This window comes from Pampinifervens navoyensis, from assembly GCF_046159715.1.
In the GTDB taxonomy this organism is placed as follows: domain Bacteria; phylum Aquificota; class Aquificia; order Aquificales; family Aquificaceae; genus Pampinifervens.
Window position 1 is genome coordinate 22,186 of record NZ_JBJXCT010000009.1, and the last position, 18,473, is coordinate 40,658.

At 48.6% G+C, this 18,473-nt stretch carries 22 protein-coding genes; 11 read left to right on the forward strand and 11 right to left on the reverse strand.

Going from position 1 to position 18,473, the window contains the following annotated elements:
- The first annotated feature begins 15 nt into the window (after positions 1-15).
- Positions 16-525, forward strand: a complete 510-nt coding sequence (locus tag ACKRDP_RS07450; RefSeq protein ID WP_409154130.1) for a hypothetical protein — start codon at positions 16-18, stop codon at positions 523-525.
- Positions 522-764 carry a tetratricopeptide repeat protein gene (locus ACKRDP_RS07455; protein WP_409154131.1) on the forward strand — a complete coding sequence of 81 codons (243 nt, stop codon included), beginning with the start codon at positions 522-524 and terminating at the stop codon, positions 762-764. Before ACKRDP_RS07450 ends, ACKRDP_RS07455 begins: the two co-directional genes overlap by 4 nt.
- Before the next feature lie 2 nt (positions 765-766).
- On the opposite strand, the gene ACKRDP_RS07460 is transcribed toward ACKRDP_RS07455, so the two are convergent.
- From ACKRDP_RS07460 to ACKRDP_RS07470, 3 genes are read right to left on the reverse strand one after another with little or no spacing between them, the layout of a single operon-like run.
- On the reverse strand, positions 767-1,183 hold the full coding sequence (locus tag ACKRDP_RS07460; RefSeq protein WP_409154132.1) for a phosphate-starvation-inducible PsiE family protein: 417 nt from the start codon (positions 1,181-1,183) through the stop codon (positions 767-769).
- On the reverse strand, positions 1,180-1,959 hold the full coding sequence (locus ACKRDP_RS07465; protein ID WP_409154133.1) for a citryl-CoA lyase: 780 nt from the start codon (positions 1,957-1,959) through the stop codon (positions 1,180-1,182). The genes ACKRDP_RS07460 and ACKRDP_RS07465 overlap by 4 nt, the downstream gene beginning before the upstream one ends.
- A gap of 1 nt (position 1,960) precedes the next feature.
- On the reverse strand, positions 1,961-3,295 hold the full coding sequence (locus ACKRDP_RS07470; RefSeq protein ID WP_409154134.1) for a peptidylprolyl isomerase: 1,335 nt from the start codon (positions 3,293-3,295) through the stop codon (positions 1,961-1,963).
- Positions 3,296-3,347: 52 nt separating this feature from the next.
- Here ACKRDP_RS07470 and ACKRDP_RS07475 point away from each other — a divergent pair, with 52 nt between their 5' ends.
- The 3 genes from ACKRDP_RS07475 to ACKRDP_RS07485 all read left to right on the forward strand — a co-directional run bounded on the left by ACKRDP_RS07475 (position 3,348) and on the right by ACKRDP_RS07485 (position 5,493).
- The gene (locus ACKRDP_RS07475) at positions 3,348-3,791 is read left to right on the forward strand and encodes a TraR/DksA family transcriptional regulator (RefSeq protein ID WP_409154135.1); all 444 of its coding nucleotides are present in this window, start codon (positions 3,348-3,350) and stop codon (positions 3,789-3,791) included.
- A complete protein-coding gene (locus ACKRDP_RS07480) occupies positions 3,788-4,948 on the forward strand; it encodes an iron-containing alcohol dehydrogenase (RefSeq protein WP_409154136.1) in 1,161 nt (386 codons plus the stop codon). Before ACKRDP_RS07475 ends, ACKRDP_RS07480 begins: the two co-directional genes overlap by 4 nt.
- An 89-nt stretch (positions 4,949-5,037) precedes the next feature.
- Positions 5,038-5,493: a ligand-binding protein SH3 gene (locus tag ACKRDP_RS07485; protein WP_409154137.1), complete on the forward strand. Its 456-nt coding sequence runs from the start codon at positions 5,038-5,040 to the stop codon at positions 5,491-5,493.
- Here ACKRDP_RS07485 and ACKRDP_RS07490 read toward each other — a convergent pair.
- From ACKRDP_RS07490 to trpS, 4 genes are read right to left on the reverse strand one after another with little or no spacing between them, the layout of a single operon-like run.
- On the reverse strand, positions 5,490-5,837 hold the full coding sequence (locus ACKRDP_RS07490; protein WP_409154138.1) for a 6-pyruvoyl trahydropterin synthase family protein: 348 nt from the start codon (positions 5,835-5,837) through the stop codon (positions 5,490-5,492). The two genes, ACKRDP_RS07485 and ACKRDP_RS07490, sit on opposite strands and share 4 nt — an antisense overlap.
- Positions 5,837-6,067, reverse strand: coding sequence for a hypothetical protein (locus tag ACKRDP_RS07495; RefSeq protein ID WP_409154139.1), 231 nt, complete (start codon positions 6,065-6,067; stop codon positions 5,837-5,839). Before ACKRDP_RS07495 ends, ACKRDP_RS07490 begins: the two co-directional genes overlap by 1 nt.
- Entirely contained in the window at positions 6,045-7,094 is a 1,050-nt protein-coding gene (locus ACKRDP_RS07500) for a PHP domain-containing protein (protein ID WP_409154140.1), read from the reverse strand. Before ACKRDP_RS07500 ends, ACKRDP_RS07495 begins: the two co-directional genes overlap by 23 nt.
- Complete coding sequence (trpS, locus tag ACKRDP_RS07505; RefSeq protein WP_409154141.1) at positions 7,091-8,275, reverse strand: tryptophan--tRNA ligase; 1,185 nt, start codon at positions 8,273-8,275, stop codon at positions 7,091-7,093. The genes ACKRDP_RS07500 and trpS overlap by 4 nt, the downstream gene beginning before the upstream one ends.
- 42 nt (positions 8,276-8,317) lie before the next feature.
- Here trpS and ACKRDP_RS07510 point away from each other — a divergent pair, with 42 nt between their 5' ends.
- Positions 8,318-9,064: a motility protein A gene (locus tag ACKRDP_RS07510; RefSeq protein WP_409154142.1), complete on the forward strand. Its 747-nt coding sequence runs from the start codon at positions 8,318-8,320 to the stop codon at positions 9,062-9,064.
- On the forward strand, positions 9,064-9,807 hold the full coding sequence (locus ACKRDP_RS07515) for an OmpA/MotB family protein (RefSeq protein ID WP_409154143.1): 744 nt from the start codon (positions 9,064-9,066) through the stop codon (positions 9,805-9,807). Before ACKRDP_RS07510 ends, ACKRDP_RS07515 begins: the two co-directional genes overlap by 1 nt.
- Here ACKRDP_RS07515 and ACKRDP_RS07520 read toward each other — a convergent pair.
- Both ACKRDP_RS07520 and ACKRDP_RS07525 read right to left on the reverse strand, forming a co-directional pair.
- The gene (locus ACKRDP_RS07520) at positions 9,752-10,810 is read right to left on the reverse strand and encodes a DegT/DnrJ/EryC1/StrS family aminotransferase (protein WP_409154144.1); all 1,059 of its coding nucleotides are present in this window, start codon (positions 10,808-10,810) and stop codon (positions 9,752-9,754) included. The genes ACKRDP_RS07515 and ACKRDP_RS07520 overlap by 56 nt on opposite strands.
- Positions 10,811-10,888: 78 nt before the next feature.
- On the reverse strand, positions 10,889-13,069 hold the full coding sequence (locus ACKRDP_RS07525; RefSeq protein ID WP_409154145.1) for a lipoyl protein ligase domain-containing protein: 2,181 nt from the start codon (positions 13,067-13,069) through the stop codon (positions 10,889-10,891).
- A 109-nt stretch (positions 13,070-13,178) separates the two neighbouring features.
- Here ACKRDP_RS07525 and ACKRDP_RS07530 point away from each other — a divergent pair, with 109 nt between their 5' ends.
- From ACKRDP_RS07530 to ACKRDP_RS07545, 4 genes are all read left to right on the forward strand, one after another.
- A complete protein-coding gene (locus ACKRDP_RS07530; RefSeq protein WP_409154146.1) occupies positions 13,179-14,111 on the forward strand; it encodes an arsenic resistance protein in 933 nt (310 codons plus the stop codon).
- Positions 14,112-14,118: 7 nt separating this feature from the next.
- On the forward strand, positions 14,119-15,495 hold the full coding sequence (gene argH, locus ACKRDP_RS07535; RefSeq protein ID WP_409154147.1) for an argininosuccinate lyase: 1,377 nt from the start codon (positions 14,119-14,121) through the stop codon (positions 15,493-15,495).
- Positions 15,492-15,722: a hypothetical protein gene (locus tag ACKRDP_RS07540; protein ID WP_409154148.1), complete on the forward strand. Its 231-nt coding sequence runs from the start codon at positions 15,492-15,494 to the stop codon at positions 15,720-15,722. Before argH ends, ACKRDP_RS07540 begins: the two co-directional genes overlap by 4 nt.
- Positions 15,723-16,213: 491 nt before the next feature.
- Complete coding sequence (locus ACKRDP_RS07545) at positions 16,214-16,936, forward strand: flagellar hook-basal body protein (RefSeq protein WP_409154149.1); 723 nt, start codon at positions 16,214-16,216, stop codon at positions 16,934-16,936.
- On the opposite strand, the gene ACKRDP_RS07550 is transcribed toward ACKRDP_RS07545, so the two are convergent.
- Entirely contained in the window at positions 16,933-17,802 is an 870-nt protein-coding gene (locus tag ACKRDP_RS07550; protein WP_409154150.1) for a 5'-3' exonuclease, read from the reverse strand. The two genes, ACKRDP_RS07545 and ACKRDP_RS07550, sit on opposite strands and share 4 nt — an antisense overlap.
- Entirely contained in the window at positions 17,780-18,442 is a 663-nt protein-coding gene (thiE, locus tag ACKRDP_RS07555; RefSeq protein ID WP_409154151.1) for a thiamine phosphate synthase, read from the reverse strand. Before thiE ends, ACKRDP_RS07550 begins: the two co-directional genes overlap by 23 nt.
- Positions 18,443-18,473 lie beyond the last annotated feature (31 nt).

Genomic DNA, 18,473 nt, shown 5'->3' on the forward strand with positions numbered 1-18,473 from the left:
CCTATATTTATAACAATGCCCCTAGTCACCATGCTGTGGGGAAGGCAGGAAGGTCAGAGCTTTTATCCTGAGAAAATATTCTGGCTACTGGAAAACCCACACCCCCACTGGGTTGAGACCGTAAAGGACAACCTCAAGCTGGACTTCAGAGAAAGCGGTTTCAGACAGTTTGTTTCTCTATCCTCCAGGCATCTGGTCACCGACGCCATGCTCATGTTTGGGCTTGAGTATGCAGTTGAGAGAGAAAGGCTCATAGAGAGCCTCAATCCCATACGGCTAACGGTGAGGGTAAAGCCCGGCAGTTTTCTGGGTATAAGCCATCACTTCCTAGGTGCACCCTTTGAGATAGAACATGATGAGGTGCTGAGAGAGTTTTTAAAAAACTCAAGAAGATTACTTGAGGAGGGAGGCTTTGGACTGAACGTGGTTCTTATATCTCATAACCCATTCGTGGAGGACCTTGTTCTGGAAAATCTGGAGAGGATATGCAGTCTCAGTTATAGATTTTATGGAGCAAGACCATGATGGAGAGAGGCTATAAGGGAGTCTTCAGCAGGATGGGAGAGAGCCTTCTGGAGAGGTTTATTGAAGATTTAAAGAAAGAGCTTCAGGAGAAGCCTGAAGACCCGGAGCTTCTCCTTAAACTTGGAGTTGCCTGCGTCAGGGCCGGAAAGGTATCAGAGGCAAGGGAGGTCTATAAAAGGCTGAAGCTCATTGACCAGCAGAAGGCAAAGGAACTTCTTGACCTTATCTACGAAGTTTAGAGCTATTTTGTGGGTTTGAACACAACCGTAAGCGTCCTTGCCCCAACCAGAAGGGCTATACCCAGCGTCCAGAGAATCACATCTGTCCCCTTTAAGTTGCCGGCAAAAATGTATATCATCAACTCCCTTATCATGAAGGCTACGGCTATTTCTATGAGTATTTCAACTCTAACTCTCTCATGTTCAAAGTAGTCCACAAAGGCCCTTACAAGTTCAAGGAGTATTACTATGGAAAGAACGTTGGTAACAAGCTCCTTTATGCTGAGCCTTACCGTTGCCTCTGTAAAGACCAGGCCAAGCTCCAGAATGGTTCTTCCAAGACCTACGAAGAGAGAAAAGAGAAGTATAATTATTGCCACATTGAAGACTATACCGGTAAAAAACCTGTAAAGCCTAAGTATGCTCTCCTGCAGGCTCATACCCTCCTGAACTCTTCGGGCAATTCTCTTGGAGGCACACCCGTGTATTCTGTCTCTGCCTCTTCATCAAGCCTCTTGGAGAAGGGCTTTTCTGTGGTGAGCTCTTCATAGACATGCGCCACAAGCCCTGGAACCCTTCCTATTATGAAAAAGCCCTTTCCAAGCCTCCAGTCAAAGCCCATCTCTGATGCAACCGCAGCAATGCCCCCATCCACGTTGAGCACAAGCCTTTTGCCCTTCTGCCTACCAATCTCCTCCTGAACCGCCTCTGCAAACTCACAGTGTTTTCCGTAAAAGCCAAGACTTCTGGCTACATCCATGAGCCTCTTGGTCCTGGGGTCAAAGTCCTTGTAGTATCTGTGTCCATAGCCAGGTATGGGCTTTTTAGCTTCAAGATGTTCTTTTACTATATCCTCCACACTTTTCTGGCTTGCCACTCCTTCCTGAATAAACTTCATGGCATCCTCAAGGGCTCCGCCATGGGCAGAACCAAAGGCCAGAACACCTGCAGCAACGCCCACGTTGAGAGAATTACCGCCTGAAGCCACGGACCTTGCAGCTATAACAGAAGGTGGTGCTATTCCGTGGTCAATTACGGAGACAAAGATGGCTTCCATCATCTTTGATTCCTTTTCGCCGGGAAGCTCTCCTTTGAGTATCAGGTATATGGCCTGGGCAAAGCTCAGGTTTCCCACAAGGTCCAGAAGCCTGTAGCCCCTTATGTAAGTTTCATGCCCCACATGCTGGGTTATGGCTGTCCTCCACTTCTTTTCCATTTCATACACCTCCAAGCAGTTCCTTGTTTATGCGTATTTTTGTGTTCTTTTTCAGGTGTTCCACATACTGGGTGAGCATAGCCTGAGACTTGAGGCTGAGTATGTCCCTGACTACTTCCTCCCTTTCTTCAGGTCTTAGCTCCTTTCTGCTCCTCTTTTCCACAAGAAGCACCCCGTAGCCTTGCCTTAGAGGATAGGGACCAAAGACCCTTTCCCCAGATAGCACAATGCGAACCAGACTGTTCTGGTCCATGTTGACCACTGCATTGAGTTGCATGGCTGGCGTGTCAGAGAAGTTCAGAGCCCTCACAGCGGGCTTTTTCCCCTCTCTTAGCTCCTTTGCCACCTCCTGTGCCTTCTGTAGCAGGATGGACTGCGACTTTTCCTCCACCAGTCTCTCTTTCACCTTTTCCTTCACCTTCTCAAACTCTTCATACCCTGCGGGAATGACCTGTTTTAGATACAGGACCACATAATCTTCTCCATCCTTTGTGATGCTGAACCTTTCCTGAGGGCTAAGCTTCTGAGCTTCCTTTTCCAGGAGGCTTCCCATCTTCTGGGTGTCCTCCGGCAGTCTATATTCCTGATAGCCCTGACTTTCCTTTCCTTTTTTTAGCTCATTGTATATGGACAGAGCCTTCTCCTTTTCCCTCTCTCTCCATACCCATATGAGCTTCCCCTCAGGCCTTTTGAAGAGCTCTCTGTTCTTCTGGTAGTATTCCAGCATTTCCTGCTCTGAAGGGCTGTAGCCCTGGGATACATCTGCAGGAGTTATAAGATACAAACTTCCACTCAGAAGCGTGTTTTCCGCAAGCAGGTTTATCTCCAGCTCTTTTTCTGAAAGGTATACACCGTTGCTCAAAAAACTAAGAAGCTTCTGGATGCTCAGGACTTTCCTTATGTATTCTTCGTATTCTTCCGGCGTCAGCCCTATCCTTGACAGCACCTCCCTGTATTTAGATGAGGTGAAAAGACCACCCTCCTGAAAGGATGGGTCAGACTTTATTACCTCCACCACCTCCTCATCGCTGGCGATGAAGGAAAGGCTCTTTGCCTTCTGATACAGGAGCTCCTGAGCCGTAAGGTTTGACAGCACCTGCTCTCTGACAAGCTCTTCCATCTGTGGATTTTTCAGAAGTTCAGAAAATCTCAGAAGCTCTCTTCTGTAATCCTTTAGAGTTACACAGCCTGAGCCTACCTCCACCACACATCTCTTTGAGGGTGAAGTTATATCACTCACACCTCCTGCAAAGAACAGCCACAGAAAAAAACCCCCTGTTGCAACTGCTATAATGGCTACTGTTATACTTTTGTATCTGTGAAGAAGGGAATACATCGGGAGAAAATTTTAGCATATATTATTCTGAATTCCTTTTAGGAGGGCTGACATGCTGAGCAGAGAACAGCTTGAGGTTCTGAGAGACAAGCTGCTTGAGGAGAAGGCGAAGCTTCTTGAACGCTACAGGAAGAAGGAAGACACCCAGGCGCGCATTGGGGAGGAGGTAAAGGAGCCAAGGGACCTTGAGGATATAGGTCAGATGACCTACACACAGGAGCTTCTTGATACCCTCTCCTCAAGAGAATTTTTCATAATTAAGGAAATTGACCATGCCCTGGGCAAGATGCAGGCTGGCACCTACGGTATATGTGAATACTGCAACGAAGAAATACCCTTTGAAAGGCTCATGGTAATACCCTGGACGAGATACCACGCCCACTGTGCAGAAAAGGCAGAGGAAGAGGGCATAGTGCCCACCTATCCTGCAGTAACCTTTGAGGCAACCATACCGGAAGAGGTTGAGCTCCAGAGGGAAGACATAACAGAGGCATGAACTTTGAGTTTTATCTCCCTGTTGAGGTAATATTTGGCACGGGCACTTTAGAAAAGGTTGGGGAGGTGGGCAGGCGCTTTGGCTACAGGGCTCTTGTGGTCACGGGTAAAAGAAGCACAAGGGAAAGTGGAGCCCTTCAGAGGGTCGTTGATTCTCTGAAAAGAAGCGGTGCAGAGGAGGTCCTCCTCTTTGACCAGATTGAGCCAAACCCCACGGACAAGGTGGTTAACCTTGCCAGTGAGCTTGTGGTGAGAGAGAAGATAGACTACATAGTGGGTCTTGGTGGAGGTAGCAGCCTGGACTCTGCGAAGGCCATATCCATAGTCTCCTCCAATGAAGGCTACGCATGGGACTACGTGAACTACCCCGAAGGTCCAAGGCTCATACCTTTTCTGAACAGGCCTGTCATATGCATCCCCACCACCGCGGGCACCGGTAGCGAGGTAAACAGGTATTCGGTCCTTTCCAATCCCATAAGAAAGGAAAAGCTGGTAATTTCCCACTCCCTCAATTACCCGAGGGCTGCCATAATAGACCCTTCCCTTACGGTAAGCATGGACAGAAAGCTCACCGCCATTACAGGCGTAGATGCCCTCATGCATGCCCTTGAGTCCCTTACCAACAGGCTTTCCAACCAGTTTGCGGAGGAGCTTGCAATAAGGGCTGTAGCACTTATCAGAGAGTGGCTTCCCATAGCCCTGGAAGAGCCAGACAACCTCAGGGCAAGGTCTTATATGAGCTATGCGGCCATGCTGGCAGGTATTGCCATAGACAGAAAAAGGGTTGCCCTCATACATGGCATGGAACATCCCGTCTCGGCCCACTACCCCCATGTAGCCCATGCTGAAGGCCTTGCAGCCCTTGCTGTGGCGGTAACGGACTTCAACTACAGGGGAAGCCCTCAGAAGTATGCCCTCTTTGCAGAGCTTATGGGCTATCCTGCAGAGCCCCACATGGCAGTAAAAGCCCTTGAGGACTTTCTGCATAGGGTGGGACTGAGGGTGAGCCTCAAAGACCTTGGAGTGGAGAGGGAAAAACTGGACAGACTTACGGAGGATGTCTATATGCTCTCAAGGGGACTCTTTGGAATAAACCCGGTAGAGCCATCCCTTGAGGATGTCTACAGGCTCTATGAGCGGGCATACGAAGGATACTGAATGTCAGTATTTATGATTTAACGCATAGCACTCTTTTAAGGATTTTATTATATTAGAAAATCGTTAAAAAACTTGCAGGAGGTGCAACCATGTATGGAAACTACATAGTAGACGTTCCAGAGGATGCCATAGTTAACATAAACTACGTGGTGCTAAAGGAGGGTGTCACCATTGACGATGTGGCTGAAAGGGTGGCATACCTCTGCGAGCATGTGAAAACTTACCACTCCGACACGGGCTTCTATGGAGGCTTTGTTGCACTGAATACGGGTGGTGTATCCCTTGAGGGATCCACAGCAGGTCAGACTACAGAGCATCCGCTGAAGGAAAGAGAAGTGCTCATAATTACCTTCTGGAGGTCTCTGGAAGACCACGAGGAATCTCATAGGAGCGAGGGCTTCAACAGGCTCTTTAAAGAGCTAACGGAGCTTGCAGAGAGCACACACGAGGTGGTCTATCAGATGCTCTGGCAAGGCAAAGCCTACGACCCTGAGATGGCAAAGAAGGCAAGGGAGGCAAAGCAGGCTAACTGTGTCAGCTGTTAATCCTCCCAGTATTCCGCCCCACAGTCTTCCTTCTCCCACACGATTATCCTTGAGACTGTGGGGTATCTCTCCTTCACCTTCTGGTAAATCCACCTTGCCATGTTCTCTGCACTTGGTGAGAAATCCACCAGCTCATTCAGAAGCCTGTAATCGGGCAGGAGCTCCCTCAGAAAACTGTCTATCTCCAGAAAGTCATAGCCCATACCACCCGCATCTACGCTGTCCGCCCTTATATGAACCTCTACAGTCCAGGTGTGTCCATGAATGGGCTCTGGAGCGCCGTGGTAGTCTGTAAGGAAATGTGCCCAGTTAAATTTTTTCTTTACTATCACATTCCAGGGCATCAGTCCAGCTCCTCCCCTCTTATGAGCCTCTGGGCATAGTTTACACACGCGAGCACCATAAACCACAGGGCGTGGTTGTTTGTATCTTCAAATTCCTCCTTTACCCAGAGGGTGCCATCTTCTCTTCTTACCAGCTTTATGTATTCAAAGGCTCTCAGGGCGAGTGCCCTGTTTGAAACCCTCTCAAGTATCTTTTCCTTTATCTCCTCAGGAAGTGGCATCTCTTCCATACTTTTCCTCCTTGCAGGTAAATAGAAAAAGAGGTGTAAGCCCAAAGTAAAAGTTCCATACTCTGAATTTATAAGTATATCCCAGTAAGAGAGTTCTTCCAGAACATTGCGATAGTTCAAAGTAAGACCCTGTGTAAAGCTCCTCTCCCTTCTCCTTTAGCCTGTAGAGGATACACTGCACAGGGGGTAAAACCTTAAGCACTGAGCCCTCTTTCCAGAAAAGGGTCGGCTTTTTACTGAAGGATATGAGGATGCTACCCCTCTGCAATTCTCTGAGGAAGTCCTCTGAGTCCCTGACCTTTCTGTCCGTTATGAGAAAGTTGCGCAGAACTCTAAAGCTATGCCTGTAGTCTGGAAACAGAAATCTCACGCCCACTTCCCTTACGTATACCTTCACATGATGGTCAAGTCCTGCAACCACCGGATTGTTGATTCCCATGTTGAGATAGAGCAGGGCGTATTTTCTTATATCTACGAGCCTTTTCAGAGCTGAAATGGAAAACCTTATGGAGAAGAGTCCAGCTATGAAAAGGTAAGGGATAAGGAATAAAAGAAGAAGTTTTCTTTCAAGTAGCGCATCTTTAAGGTCTATTATTTCAAAGAGGTAGTCTTCGGGAAGTGGAAGGCGCCATCTGTATTTTTCCTTGAAAGGATGGGCTACAACTCTTACATTTCCAGCTTCAAGAAGGTCCCCCATGATATTTCCCTTCTCGTCTGTGAGCTTTACTTCTTTTCCCGCCAGAATTTTCTCGCCAGCAAAGTGCCTTATATCATCCCTGTCATGGTCTGTGACTATTAGGAAGTCTATGTCCTCCTCTTTCGAAGACCTTATCAGGTCCTCCGGCTTGCCCAGAGAATCGTAGGAAAACTGCGTGTGGATATGCAGCTCAAAGGAGTATATGTACAATGGGGGCAGTTTTGACGGACTTTTTTTTACGCTTTTTGCCCTTAAAAACCTTACAGGATACAGCTCAGCCACAAGTAAGTAAAGTAAAAAAAAGAAGATGGCAAGAAGTAAGTAGGTCATCCCACTTTTATTTTTCTTCTTACTTCTTCCATAGTTTCTGAAGCCGTTTTCCTTGCCCTCTCGGAACCCTCTTCAAGCACTTTCCTGAGAAACTCCCTGTCTCTGGCCACCTCTTCCCTTCTTTCTCTCATAGGCTTTAAAAAGCTTTCCAGTCCCTCCAGCATCATTTTCTTACAGTCCACACAGCCAAGCTTGCCACTTCTGCAGTCTCTCTCCACCTCCTCAACTCTTTCCGATGGGGAAAATATTTTGTGGTAGAAAAAGACGGGGCATATCTCTGGTCTTCCCGGGTCTCCCTTTCTGAGCTTCTGGGGGTCTGTGTAAAAGCTCATAACCTTCCTTTTCACCTCTTCCTCGCTGTCTGCGAAGTATATGGCGTTGCCGTAGGATTTGCTCATCTTCCTCCCGTCGGTTCCGGGAAGTTTTGGAGTCTCTGTGAGCATAGCCTGAGGCTCCGGGAAAGTTTCTCCATAGAGGTTGTTGAACCTTCTTGCTATCTCCCTTGATAGCTCTATGTGGGGTAGCTGGTCTTCTCCCACGGGAACCGCCTGAGCCTTGTATATGAGTATGTCCACCGCCTGAAGCACTGGATAGCCCAGGAAGCCATAGGTATCTGTGTCATAAAAATCCCTCTTTGAGACGTTGAGTTCCTTGAGCATTTCCTTATCCAGATATCCTTCAAAGAGTGCACCGATAAGTGCGTCAGACAGAGTATCAAGGAGGAGTTCCTCGAGGGCTTCAAAGTCTTCAACCCTGTAGGGTAGTTTAGCGACAAAGGTCTTTATATGGTCTCTCAGACCACCCTTGAACATGAGACTGAGGTCTGCAATCCTCAGAAGATTATACTTTGTATCCTTGTAGGTGGGGTTCCACTCAAGCCAGCTTTTGGGGGTTATCATTGAGAATATGAGAAAAAGCTCAGCGTGCTCCTTTACCTTTGATTGCTGAAATATGACGCTTTTTTGCGGGTCAATGCCCAGAGCAAGCCAGTCTATGAGCATCTCTTCCACATTCTGGGGTATCTCCCCCACCCTTTTGTAGCCTGTGGTAAGGGCATGCCAGTCTGCCACCATGTAGAGGGTTTCATACTCTTCCTGAAGCCTTACCCAGTTTTTTATGACGCCAAAGTAATGTCCAAGGTGTAGTTTTCCCGTAGGTCTCATACCGCTGAGAACTCTCATGGTCTAAATATTAAAACACAGCTGACGATTATAATATCTACCATGGACCTTCTTACAGTTATAGGCATTGTGGGGGGACTGGTGGCTCTTCTCATAGGTGCAGTTCTCAAGGGTGCGAGCATTCTGTTTCTCATACAGCCGGCTGCCTTTGTTATAGTGGTTCCAACCACTCTTTTTGCAAGCCTTGTAACCATGCCCATAGCAAAGTTTTCTCTTATCATAGAAGGCCTTAAAATAGCCTTTAAGGGTGGTGGGAATGAAGCTCTTGAGACCAAAGCTCAGCTTGTTGAGCTAGCAAACATCGTGAGAAAAGAGGGTATGCTTGCCCTTGAAACCAGGGCGGAGGAGATAGAGGACCCCTTTCTCAGGAGAGCAATAGACCTTATGGTTCTCGGTGTGGATGAAAACGTGCTCGTGGAGAGCTTAGAAGCGGAGATAGCAAAGAAGGAAGAGGACTTTGAAATAGCGGTGGAATACTGGAAGAACTCTGCGGAAAGTGCACCCACCTTTGGTCTTGTGGGAGCCGTCTTCGGATTGATGAAAGCCCTCAAGAGCCTTGACAACGCTCAGGAGCTTGCTGCGGGAATATCTGCCGCTTTTGTGGCAACCGTTTACGGGATAACCTTTTCCTATCTCGTTTTTGGTCCGCTCTCCAAGAAGATTAAGATAAAGTCAAAAGAGGAGACGCTCAGAATGTATATGATACTGGATGCCTGCAGGATGATGGTGAGGGGCGAAAATCCCAGGCTTATAGAAGAAAGGCTCAGCTCTTACGTTGAGGTCAAATAATGAAGAAGAAAAAGTGCCCCGAGGAAGTTTCAGAGAAATGGGCAATACCATATGCAGACTTTCTCACGCTGCTTCTGTGTCTTTTCATAGCCCTCTTTGCCATGGCTCAGGCGGGCAAGCAGGCGGCGCTTGAATATGCTCAGGCTTTTGCAAAAGCCTTCGGTATGAGGCTTGTCCCCTTTCAGGAAACTTTGCCAAGGCAGATACTCCCAGAGCCAGTGCTAAAAAGAGCTGAACCCACAGAAAAGGGAAGAAGACTGCAGAGGCAGCTTCAGGAGCTTCAGGAAATGCTGAAAAAGATGGGTCTTGAAGGGGAATTAAAAATAGCCTACGAGGCCATAGGTATAAGGCTTATTCTTCAGGAGAAGCTTCTCTTTGAACCGGGAAGCGCAGACATAAAGCCGGAGATGAGACCTATTCTTGACAGACTGTATGAGATAGTCAAAGACCTTCCAAATCCTGTGGAAGTGGAGGGGCATACGGATAACATACCCATATCAACGGAGAGGTTTCCCTCCAACTGGGAGCTTTCTACTGCAAGGGCTGGTTCCATAGTTAGGTATTTTATAGCAAAGGGTGTAAACCCTGAGAGATTAAAGGCTTCGGGTTATGCTGATACCAGACCCATAGCTTCCAACACAACTCCAGAGGGCAGAGCCCAGAACAGAAGGGTGGAAATCGTCATACTCAACATAAGGGGTGCGGAGCTAACCCGACCTCAGACAGGAGAATCTCAACCATAAAGTTCACCTCCTCATCAGAGAGATAGGGGTGAACGGGGATGGAAAAAACCTCTTTCCTGAACCTCTCTGCGTTGGGAGTAGGAAGATGCTCTGCATTTCTTAGCTCATGAAGAAGATAAGGGTAGTATACCCTTGCATCTATGCCCTTTCCCCTGAGCCTTTCCACTATCTGTTCCCTCTGAGGATGCCTCAGGGTATACAGGTGATAGATATGGTAAGCTCCCTCTCTTTCGACAGGGTGCACAAAGGCGCCGTTCAGAGACTGCATGTATTTGTGGGCTATTTCTCTTCTCCTCTGGTTGTTTTCATCCAGCTTTCTGAGCTGCACGTATCCTACGCCTGCCTGAAACTCAGTAATTCTCACATTGAAAGCTGGATGCTCTCCAAAGTCTATCCACTTTTTAATTTCAGCGGCGAGCCTGTCATCGCTGGTGGCGACCGCACCACCCTCTCCCATGGGCAGGTTTTTGGAGGCATAGAAGCTAAAGGCTGATATATGCCCCAGAGAGCCCGCCTTTTTGCCCTTCCACATGGCACCGTGTGCCTGAGCGGAGTCCTCCAACACATAAAAGCCATACCTTTCTGAGAGCTGCATTATGGCGTCCATGTCTGCGGTCTGCCCATAAAGGTGCACGGGCACTACCACCTTTGGTCTGTATCTCTTTACCGCATCCTCAAGCTGGTTTGGGTCCATAGTGTAGTGCTGGTCCACGTCCACCACCACAGGCACGCCACCTGCGAGGTAGACCGCATCTATGGTTGCCATAAAACTCATGGCTGGCACTACCACCCTCTCTCCTTCTACCCCCAGAGCTTTTAGTGCCACAAAGAGGGCAACTGTTCCAGAGCATACTGTAAAGACATGCTTTACACCCAGATATCTGGCAAACTCCTCCTGAAAGAGGGCTGTCCACTTACCTCTGGTTATCTGTCCACTCTGGAGTATCTCAAGAACTATGTTTTTCTCCTCTTCTGAAAACCTTGGTTCTATTATTCTTATCATGGGTTTTGTAATATATGCCTCTCTCTTTTGCAATGTTGCCAGAGAGAGAAGCTCACAAATCAGGTCTCTGGAAAAATTTCAAAGGAGTTTTGTAAAATCTTCCAGTTTTTCCGCATCCGTAAAGCTCGTTGAGAGGTGTGCGGTAGGATGTCCATAGAGCCCGCAGAGGGCAACCACCTTTGTATCCGTATACTTTCTCAGAAGTCTTATCACAAAGTCTGTTCTGTAGCAGTGCACTCCCACAAGCACCGTAAGGTCGTGCCTGCCATGGAGCACTGCATGGTGCGGGTTAGGAGGGTCCATTTCTACAGAAGGGTCGTATTTTTTTAGCTTTGGTCTGTAGTCAGGCAGGACTTTCACGTTGAACCTTCCCACCTTCTCAATAAGTTCCCTGAGGAGCCTTGCCTTTTCCTGAAGCTCCTTCTCTCCAAAGTCCCAGAAGACCAGAGGTCCCAGCACTATGGTAGGTCTTTCAGATTCCTTTAGCCATCGGGCAAGGGTATCAAAGGCTTCCCGATAGCCTACAACCTCTTCTCCTATGGTTGCCTCTCCAAGGAAGACCTCTCTCTGCATGGAGGTCCTTGTCCTATCTTCCTGAGGTGTCGGCACCGCCTTAGGCTTTCTGTAGTATTCTGGCCTAAAGTCCGCAAGGTAAGGAGAAAAGCCAAAACTTGTCTCCCTTCTGTTTTCCTTTTCCTCCGCATCTTCCTTTATAGAAAGGCTGTTGTACAGGTCTTCCTTTATAAGGTCAAGTTCTACGGTGAACTCTCCGTGGTATGCCCTCTCTTCCTCCTCCACGCCCAGGCTGTAGCAGGTGGTTCCCACAATGTCAAAGAGTACGCCCTTTGCTCCCTCCTCCGACGCCCTTCTAAATATTTCGTATCTCTTTTCATAAAACTCATAACAGCAGTGTCCTATGTAGGTGTATCCATTTTGAGCACACCACAAGAGAGTGTCTCTGAGTAGCTCAAAGGAGGTTATGGTTATGGGTATCATGCCCTTCTGGTAGGCAAGCCTGTAGGCATCTCCCACCGTGCATCCCCCACACTCTCCGCAGTCGTCCAGATGCCTGTAGTCGCACCATCTTGGCTTGGCACAGTAGGGCAGGAGCATCACCTTTGCCTTCTGGAGGTTTTCCACAAGTCCTCCACCTATGGAGGCTATGATGTTATTCAGTCTTTTTTTTTCAATACCCAGCTCTATGCCCTCCACCTTGCGCAGGGGAAAGAGGACTGCCTCCACAAAGTCTTCCACCTTCAGGTTCAGACCTTCCCAATCTCTCTGTGAGAAGAACTCCCTTATTCTCTTTTCCACATCCACAAGGGGGCTATGCTTGAGATAGGCCTCAAGGTCGTAGATGAGCCTCTGAGGGCAGACAAAGAAGTCCCCGTTTATTATTACCTGCTGTAGCACCTTGCTCTGAAGGTCCACCTTGGCAGAAACCCTGAAGGTTCCACCCGGACACCTGTATATGCCAAAAAGCATCTCGCTGTCGGTGGGAGCCCTCTTCACATGGTAGACCCACTCGTCGCTCCTGAAGTAATCCTTCTTCTCTTCAAAGAGCCTGAGCTCCTCCTCAGTGAGCTCCTCCCACTGAGCATCTATCTGGAGCTCCTCCTTTAGGCCTTCAAGGATTGCCCTGAAGACCTCTTCCTTCTGAGGCATATAGCCCAGAGCCCTCTTTACCCACTCTACCCTGTCCTCTGCGGACTTTATGCCTTTGGAGGTGAGCTTTTCCACAGGAATCTGCAGAGACTTTAGCATGCGCTCCACGTTAAAGTCCATAAGCACGGTGCCCTGATAGAGAAAGGCCTTTCCTTCAAAGACACCGCCAGTGCCTGAAATCTTTTTTCCTTCTACCTCTATATCGTTTCTTGGTCTGAACTCTGCCTTTACGCCAAGCTTCTGAAGGCCCTTTGCGACACCGGTGCATATTTTTCTTGTCAGCTCTTCGTAGCTCAGGCTTCTAAGGTGCTCCGTGCTGGCTATCACCTCCCAGCCTATCTGGGTCTCGTCAAAGTATATGGCACCCCCTCCGGTGATTCTTCTCCCCACCTGAATGCCTTCCCTCTGCGTGTATTCAAGACGGACTTCTTGCTCCACTGCCTGATGAAATCCCACCAGCACACACTCGGGCCTAAACTGCAAAAACCTTACAGTGGGAGGAATCTTCCCCTCCGCCATAAGGTCAAGCATTATCCTGTCAAGGGCTATGTTTTCGTAGTGAGGTCTCTGTCCGGTGTATACAACACGCCACATGCTCGCCTCCTATGTGAGTTGATGGTAAATTTTAGGCTCTACAGGGCCCCTTTTTGCTGATATGTGTCAGGTTGGTCTTTGCATGACTGGATTAACCTTTTAGCCCAGTATGTTTGTGTCTGGAAGTTTTCAGAGTCTGTGTGTCTTTCTTGCTATTTTTGTGGGCATTTATCTTGGCAGGTTTGAAACCATAAGGTGGCTTTCAGAGCATCTCATAACGCCCTTTCTCTTTCTCATGCTCCTTGGCATTTTTCTGAATATCCCCATCGGAGAGATTTCCAGAGCCTACAGAGGGGGCAGGTTTTTTCTGCTGAGCCTTGCGGTCAACTTTTTGGCGACACCTGCGGTGGCGTATCTTCTGGGGCTTTTCTTTTTGCGGGAGGAGCCCGCCCTGTGGATAGGCTTTCTCATGCTACTGGTGACTCCCTGCACTGACTGGTATCTGGTGTTTACCGCCATGGCCGGGGGGAATCTGCCTCTGAGCCTGTCAATCCTCCCCGTAAACTTCCTGCTTCAGGTAGCTCTTTTGCCCGTCTACCTTGAGCTTTTCTTTGCAGAGGAGGGTTCTGTTGATATGTGGAGCATACTCAGGGGAATAGTAATAGTCATCCTCATACCCCTCCTGCTGACACAGATTCTCAGAAGGACAGGTCTTGCAGGCAAGCTATCCCTCTTAGAAAAAGGTCAGACTCTCTTTCTCGCTCTTGCCATAACAGCCATGTTTGCCTCTCAGGGAGAAGCCATAAAGGCAAACCCTCTCCTCTTTCTCAAAATGCTCCCACCGCTATTCTTCTTCTTCCTTTTTGCCTTTTTGTCGGGCATGTTGCTGGGAAGGCTTTTTCTCAAAAGCTACAGGGATACTGCAAGCCTCACCTTTACCCTCATGGCAAGAAACTCGCCCATAGCCTTAGCCATAGCCCTGACAGCCTTTGAGGATGAGCCACTGGTGGCGCTTGCCCTCGTCATCGGACCTTTGATTGAACTGCCGGTGCTTTTTATAACCGCCAGAGGGCTTTTGTTCCTCAGGAGGTTGGGCTTATAATTTTCCCATGCAAAAGCCCTGGGAAGGACGCTTCAGAGAAAAGACAGAAGAGTTTGTGGAGAGGTTTACCCAGTCGGTAAGTTTTGACAGGGAGCTTGCCCTCTGGGACATCCGCCAGAGCAAGGCTCACGTGAAAACCCTGCAGAGGGCAGGCGTGCTCTCAGAAGATGAGGCAAAAAAGCTCCTTGAAGGTCTTCAGAGCATAGAGGAAGACATACTGCAGGGCAGGTTTGTCTTCAGAGATGAGCTTGAGGACGTGCACATGAACATAGAGGCAGAGCTCATAAGGAGACTGGGGGATGTGGGAGGAAAGCTACACACAGCCAGGAGCAGGAACGACCAGGTGGCAACCGATGAGAGGCTATACATAAAAGACAGACTCCTTGAGGTGATAGAGGCTCTCAGAGCTCTCAGAAGAGAGCTCATAAAGCTTGCAGAAAACAGCCTTGATATAATAATGCCCTCTTACACACACCTTCAGAGAGCTCAGCCCATAAGGCTTGCCCACTACTTTCTGGCATACAGGGAAATCTTCCTTGTGGATGAGAGCAGGTTTATGAATGCCTACAGGTCTGCAGATTGCCTTCCACTTGGTTCTGGCGCCGTTGCCGGGGTTGACTTTCCCCTCGACAGGTTCTACACGGCGGAGCTTTTGGGCTTTGGCAGAGTCTGCAGAAACTCCATGCAGGCGACTGCTGACAGGGACTTTATTCTGGATGTGCTTTATGCCTGTGCTGTCTGTGGCATGCACCTGTCAAGACTCTCAGAAGACCTCATTCTGTGGTCCACAGAAGAGTTTGGCTTTATAGATCTGCCCGACAGGCTCTGCACAGGAAGCTCCATAATGCCTCAGAAGAAAAATCCCGACGTGCTTGAACTCATAAGAGGAAAGACGGGAAGGCTTTACGGAAATCTGATGAGCCTTCTGACTGTGCTGAAAGGGCTACCAATGGCATACAACAGAGACCTGCAGGAGGACAAAGAGCCTCTATTTGACAGCCTGAAAACCATTAAGGACTGCCTTGAGGGCATGAGACTTGTGCTGGAAGGCATGAGCATAAGAGCGGACCGTATGAGAGAAGCAAGCGGAGGCTTTACCCTCATGACAGACCTTGCCAACTACCTGGTGCATAAGGGACTTCCCTTCCGTCAGGCACACGCAATAGCAGGCTCCATTACCGCATACCTTCTTGAAAAGGGCAAAAGACCGGAAGAGCTAACCCTTGAGGAGCTAAAGAGTTTTTCTGAGCTATACGAGGAGGATGCCCTTGAGCTCCTTGACCCCCAGAAGGTAGCAGACAGAAGAAAGACCTACGGCGGAACTGCAAAGGAAGAGCTTATGAAAAGACTGCAGGTATCAAAAAGGGAGGAGGGCATGCCATGAAAATGCTCTTAGGCTTTATACTGCTCTTCCTATTTGCAGGTTTTCTTGGAATGCTTGTGTTCCTCAACCAGCAGAAGGTGGTGCTTGTGCTTACTCCTGCCTACAGGGGCATCTATTACATGGTTCCGGAGATGTCTCTGGGACTTCTTGTAGTGCTGAGCTTTTTACTGGGAATACTTACAGGCTATGTGCTTGCACTGATAAGCAGATTGCTGAAACACCTTTGAAGGTGCTATAATTTAGGGTGCATATAAGGGGCAGAAAGCCCCTTGACATTTTGGCAACTGAATAGGGTGGGCTGATGTTCTGATGCCAGAGTATCATGATGCTGTGATGCTTTTATGCTTTGATGCTGCAGGTTTTGGGTCTTTGATTATCAAGGTTTTGAATTTGACAATAACATGCTCAGATTTGCACGACCGCCGGTCTTCGGCAAAGAAACCCTTTTTGAAGGGGGTGGGGTATAGACGAGCCTTTATAAATGCGGTTTCAATTGAGGTGCATTTTCGGGTTTTAAGCCCACCGTAAGGGATATTACGCTGTCTGTGTTAGACTTACCCAATGTCCTCAAAAGAGACCAGTAAGAGAGCTCCTCCCTACTTCCTTTCCATCCGCAGAGCTCGGGGCGGAAATCCTCGCAAGGCTGGGAGATGAAGCTCTTGACACTGAAGGAGCTCAGACCTAACTTAAGGGTAAATCTATCTGAAGAGGGTAAGGGATGGCTATTGAATATCAGCCCCTCTACATACTCTCAAGTGGGATGCTACTTCAGCAGAGAAAGCTGGATGTTATTACCAACAACCTTGCCAACGCAGACACTCCAGCCTTCAAAAGAGACCTTCTTCTTGCCAGCCTGTGGGAAACCCCTGGCGGTCAGAGGATTCAGGACACAGACCCTCAGAACCCTACCAACAACTTCCTCTACCCGGTAGTAGAAAGGGTCTTTACAGACCTCTCTCAGGGTGCCATAAGGCAGACGGGCAATCCCCTTGACCTTGCCATAGAAGGAAGGGGCTTTTTTGCAGTGAGAAGGGGTCAGGAGGTGTTTTACACCAGAAAGGGAAACCTCAGGTTGGACAGTGAGGGCTTTCTTGTGAACGAGCTGGGCTACAGGGTATTGGACAGCAATCTCAACGAGATAAGGCTGGAAGGTCAGCCTACCTTTGGTGTGGATGGCTCCGTTTTTGTGAACGGTCAGCAGGTTGCCACGCTGGGTATCTTTGACCTCCAGAACCCCCAGAAGGCAGGAAGAGACCTCTTTACCGGTCAGGCTCAGCCCGCTCAGGGCTTCGGGCTCAGGCAGGGCTTTCTTGAGCTCTCCAACGCCAGCCCCATCCTTGAGATGGCTCAGCTTATTCAGACTCACAGAGCTCACGAGGTTTATTCAAATCTCATAAGGTCTCTTGACGCCATATACGAGAGGTTCAACCAGAGCTTCTAAAAGAGGCTCTTCTGCACCTGAACCTTTGAAAGGTTTTCCAGCTCCTTTATAAGGCTTTTCATTTCAAGCTCTTCAAGCCTTCTTCTGAGAGCCTCGTAATCTGGCTTTCTCAGCATGAGGTCCTCCTCCTCTACGGCGAGCCCTTCCACCTTCTGAAGCTCCAGCAGGTTCAGTGCCAGCTCAAGGCTTTCTTTCTTTGCATAAGGAAAGGCTGAAGAAAACTCATCCCAGTTTCTGAGAATATTCTCAACGCTTCCATACCTTTCAAGAACCCTAATGGCGGTCTTTGGACCTATGCCCTTAACTCCCTCTATGTTGTCCACCTTGTCGCCCACAAGGGCAAGGTAGTCTCTCAGTTTCTCAGGCGGGACGCCAAACTTTTCCATAACCTTCTTCCTGTCAAAGACTTCACCGCTTATGGGATTTATCACCACAAACCTCTCACTCACGAGCTGAAGGATATCCTTGTCAGGCGAATATACCTTTGCTGAAAAATCCCTCTCAAGAGCCCACCAGCACAAAGTGGCTATTATATCGTCCGCCTCGTAACCTTCAACTTCGTATATTCTTATTCCCATAAGCCCTGTGAGCTCCTTTATCACGGGTATCTGCACTCTGAGGGGGTCGGGCATGGCAGGTCTTTTTGCCTTGTATTCCCTGTAAAACTCTTCTCTTTTTGTGGGTGCTGGGTAGTCAAAGGCTACGGCAAAGTATAGAGGCTTTTCCGTTTTCAGAAGGGCAAAAACAGCTCTCATAAAGCCGTATATGGCACCGGTTGGAAAGCCAGACTTAGTGGAAAGGAGAGGAAGGGCAAAAAAGCTCCTGTAGAGAAAGGCTGAACCGTCAAGGAGATAAAGCACCTTCATGAAGAGACTTCCTGTAGTAGCCTTTCATTGCCTCCACAAGGCTTCTTGTGGCTTTTTCCACATCCTCAAAACCGAGGATCGCAGAGACCACCGCAATGCCCTTTGCACCTGCAGAAAGCACCTCCGCTACCCTGTAGTGGGTTATGCCTCCTATGGCAACTACGGGCTTGGAGGTGAGCTTTACTGCCTGACGCAGTCCCTCAAGCCCAACCAGCCTGTAGTTTTCCTTTGTGGTAGTCTCGTAAACGGAGCCAAAGCCTATGTAGTCTATGGGAAGGTGCTCCACCTCCCTCAGCTTGTCCACAGAATTGACAGAGTATCCTATATACATCCTGTCTCCCACGAGCTTTCTGACCACATCGGGTGGAAGGTCCTGCTGACCCACATGCACCCCATCCGCCTCCACCGCAAGGGCAAGGTCAACCCTGTCGTTGACTACAAGGTCAACATTGTATCTTTTTGTGAGCTCTCTCAGGACAAGAAGCTCCTCGTACATCTGCCTTGCAGGCTTGTTTTTGAACCTGTATTGAAGGGCGGTGATACCTCCCCTTATGGCAGACTCTATAGTGGACACAAGGTCTCTGTCCTGAAAGAACTTGTCGTCGGTAACAAGATAGAGGGTAAGCTCTGGCTTTTTCATCCTTTCCTCCTGTTGCAAATGATATTCAGTT

What these genes read in the sequence shown, in the direction of transcription:
- ACKRDP_RS07540 (WP_409154148.1), top strand. Translation starts at nt 15,492, where the DNA reads ATGAAAATGCTCTTAGGCTTTATACTGCTCTTCCTATTTGCAGGTTTT.
- ACKRDP_RS07465 (WP_409154133.1), bottom strand. Translation starts at nt 1,959, where the DNA reads ATGGAAAAGAAGTGGAGGACAGCCATAACCCAGCATGTGGGGCATGAA.
- ACKRDP_RS07515 (WP_409154143.1), top strand. Translation starts at nt 9,064, where the DNA reads ATGAAGAAGAAAAAGTGCCCCGAGGAAGTTTCAGAGAAATGGGCAATA.
- ACKRDP_RS07510 (WP_409154142.1), top strand. Translation starts at nt 8,318, where the DNA reads ATGGACCTTCTTACAGTTATAGGCATTGTGGGGGGACTGGTGGCTCTT.
- ACKRDP_RS07525 (WP_409154145.1), bottom strand. Translation starts at nt 13,069, where the DNA reads ATGTGGCGTGTTGTATACACCGGACAGAGACCTCACTACGAAAACATA.
- ACKRDP_RS07475 (WP_409154135.1), top strand. Translation starts at nt 3,348, where the DNA reads ATGCTGAGCAGAGAACAGCTTGAGGTTCTGAGAGACAAGCTGCTTGAG.
- ACKRDP_RS07480 (WP_409154136.1), top strand. Translation starts at nt 3,788, where the DNA reads ATGAACTTTGAGTTTTATCTCCCTGTTGAGGTAATATTTGGCACGGGC.
- trpS (WP_409154141.1), bottom strand. Translation starts at nt 8,275, where the DNA reads ATGAGAGTTCTCAGCGGTATGAGACCTACGGGAAAACTACACCTTGGA.
- thiE (WP_409154151.1), bottom strand. Translation starts at nt 18,442, where the DNA reads ATGAAAAAGCCAGAGCTTACCCTCTATCTTGTTACCGACGACAAGTTC.
- ACKRDP_RS07550 (WP_409154150.1), bottom strand. Translation starts at nt 17,802, where the DNA reads ATGAAGGTGCTTTATCTCCTTGACGGTTCAGCCTTTCTCTACAGGAGC.
- ACKRDP_RS07450 (WP_409154130.1), top strand. Translation starts at nt 16, where the DNA reads ATGCCCCTAGTCACCATGCTGTGGGGAAGGCAGGAAGGTCAGAGCTTT.
- ACKRDP_RS07520 (WP_409154144.1), bottom strand. Translation starts at nt 10,810, where the DNA reads ATGATAAGAATAATAGAACCAAGGTTTTCAGAAGAGGAGAAAAACATA.
- ACKRDP_RS07485 (WP_409154137.1), top strand. Translation starts at nt 5,038, where the DNA reads ATGTATGGAAACTACATAGTAGACGTTCCAGAGGATGCCATAGTTAAC.
- ACKRDP_RS07500 (WP_409154140.1), bottom strand. Translation starts at nt 7,094, where the DNA reads ATGACCTACTTACTTCTTGCCATCTTCTTTTTTTTACTTTACTTACTT.
- ACKRDP_RS07545 (WP_409154149.1), top strand. Translation starts at nt 16,214, where the DNA reads ATGGCTATTGAATATCAGCCCCTCTACATACTCTCAAGTGGGATGCTA.
- ACKRDP_RS07470 (WP_409154134.1), bottom strand. Translation starts at nt 3,295, where the DNA reads ATGTATTCCCTTCTTCACAGATACAAAAGTATAACAGTAGCCATTATA.
- ACKRDP_RS07495 (WP_409154139.1), bottom strand. Translation starts at nt 6,067, where the DNA reads ATGGAAGAGATGCCACTTCCTGAGGAGATAAAGGAAAAGATACTTGAG.
- argH (WP_409154147.1), top strand. Translation starts at nt 14,119, where the DNA reads ATGCAAAAGCCCTGGGAAGGACGCTTCAGAGAAAAGACAGAAGAGTTT.
- ACKRDP_RS07455 (WP_409154131.1), top strand. Translation starts at nt 522, where the DNA reads ATGATGGAGAGAGGCTATAAGGGAGTCTTCAGCAGGATGGGAGAGAGC.
- ACKRDP_RS07460 (WP_409154132.1), bottom strand. Translation starts at nt 1,183, where the DNA reads ATGAGCCTGCAGGAGAGCATACTTAGGCTTTACAGGTTTTTTACCGGT.
- ACKRDP_RS07490 (WP_409154138.1), bottom strand. Translation starts at nt 5,837, where the DNA reads ATGCCCTGGAATGTGATAGTAAAGAAAAAATTTAACTGGGCACATTTC.
- ACKRDP_RS07530 (WP_409154146.1), top strand. Translation starts at nt 13,179, where the DNA reads ATGTTTGTGTCTGGAAGTTTTCAGAGTCTGTGTGTCTTTCTTGCTATT.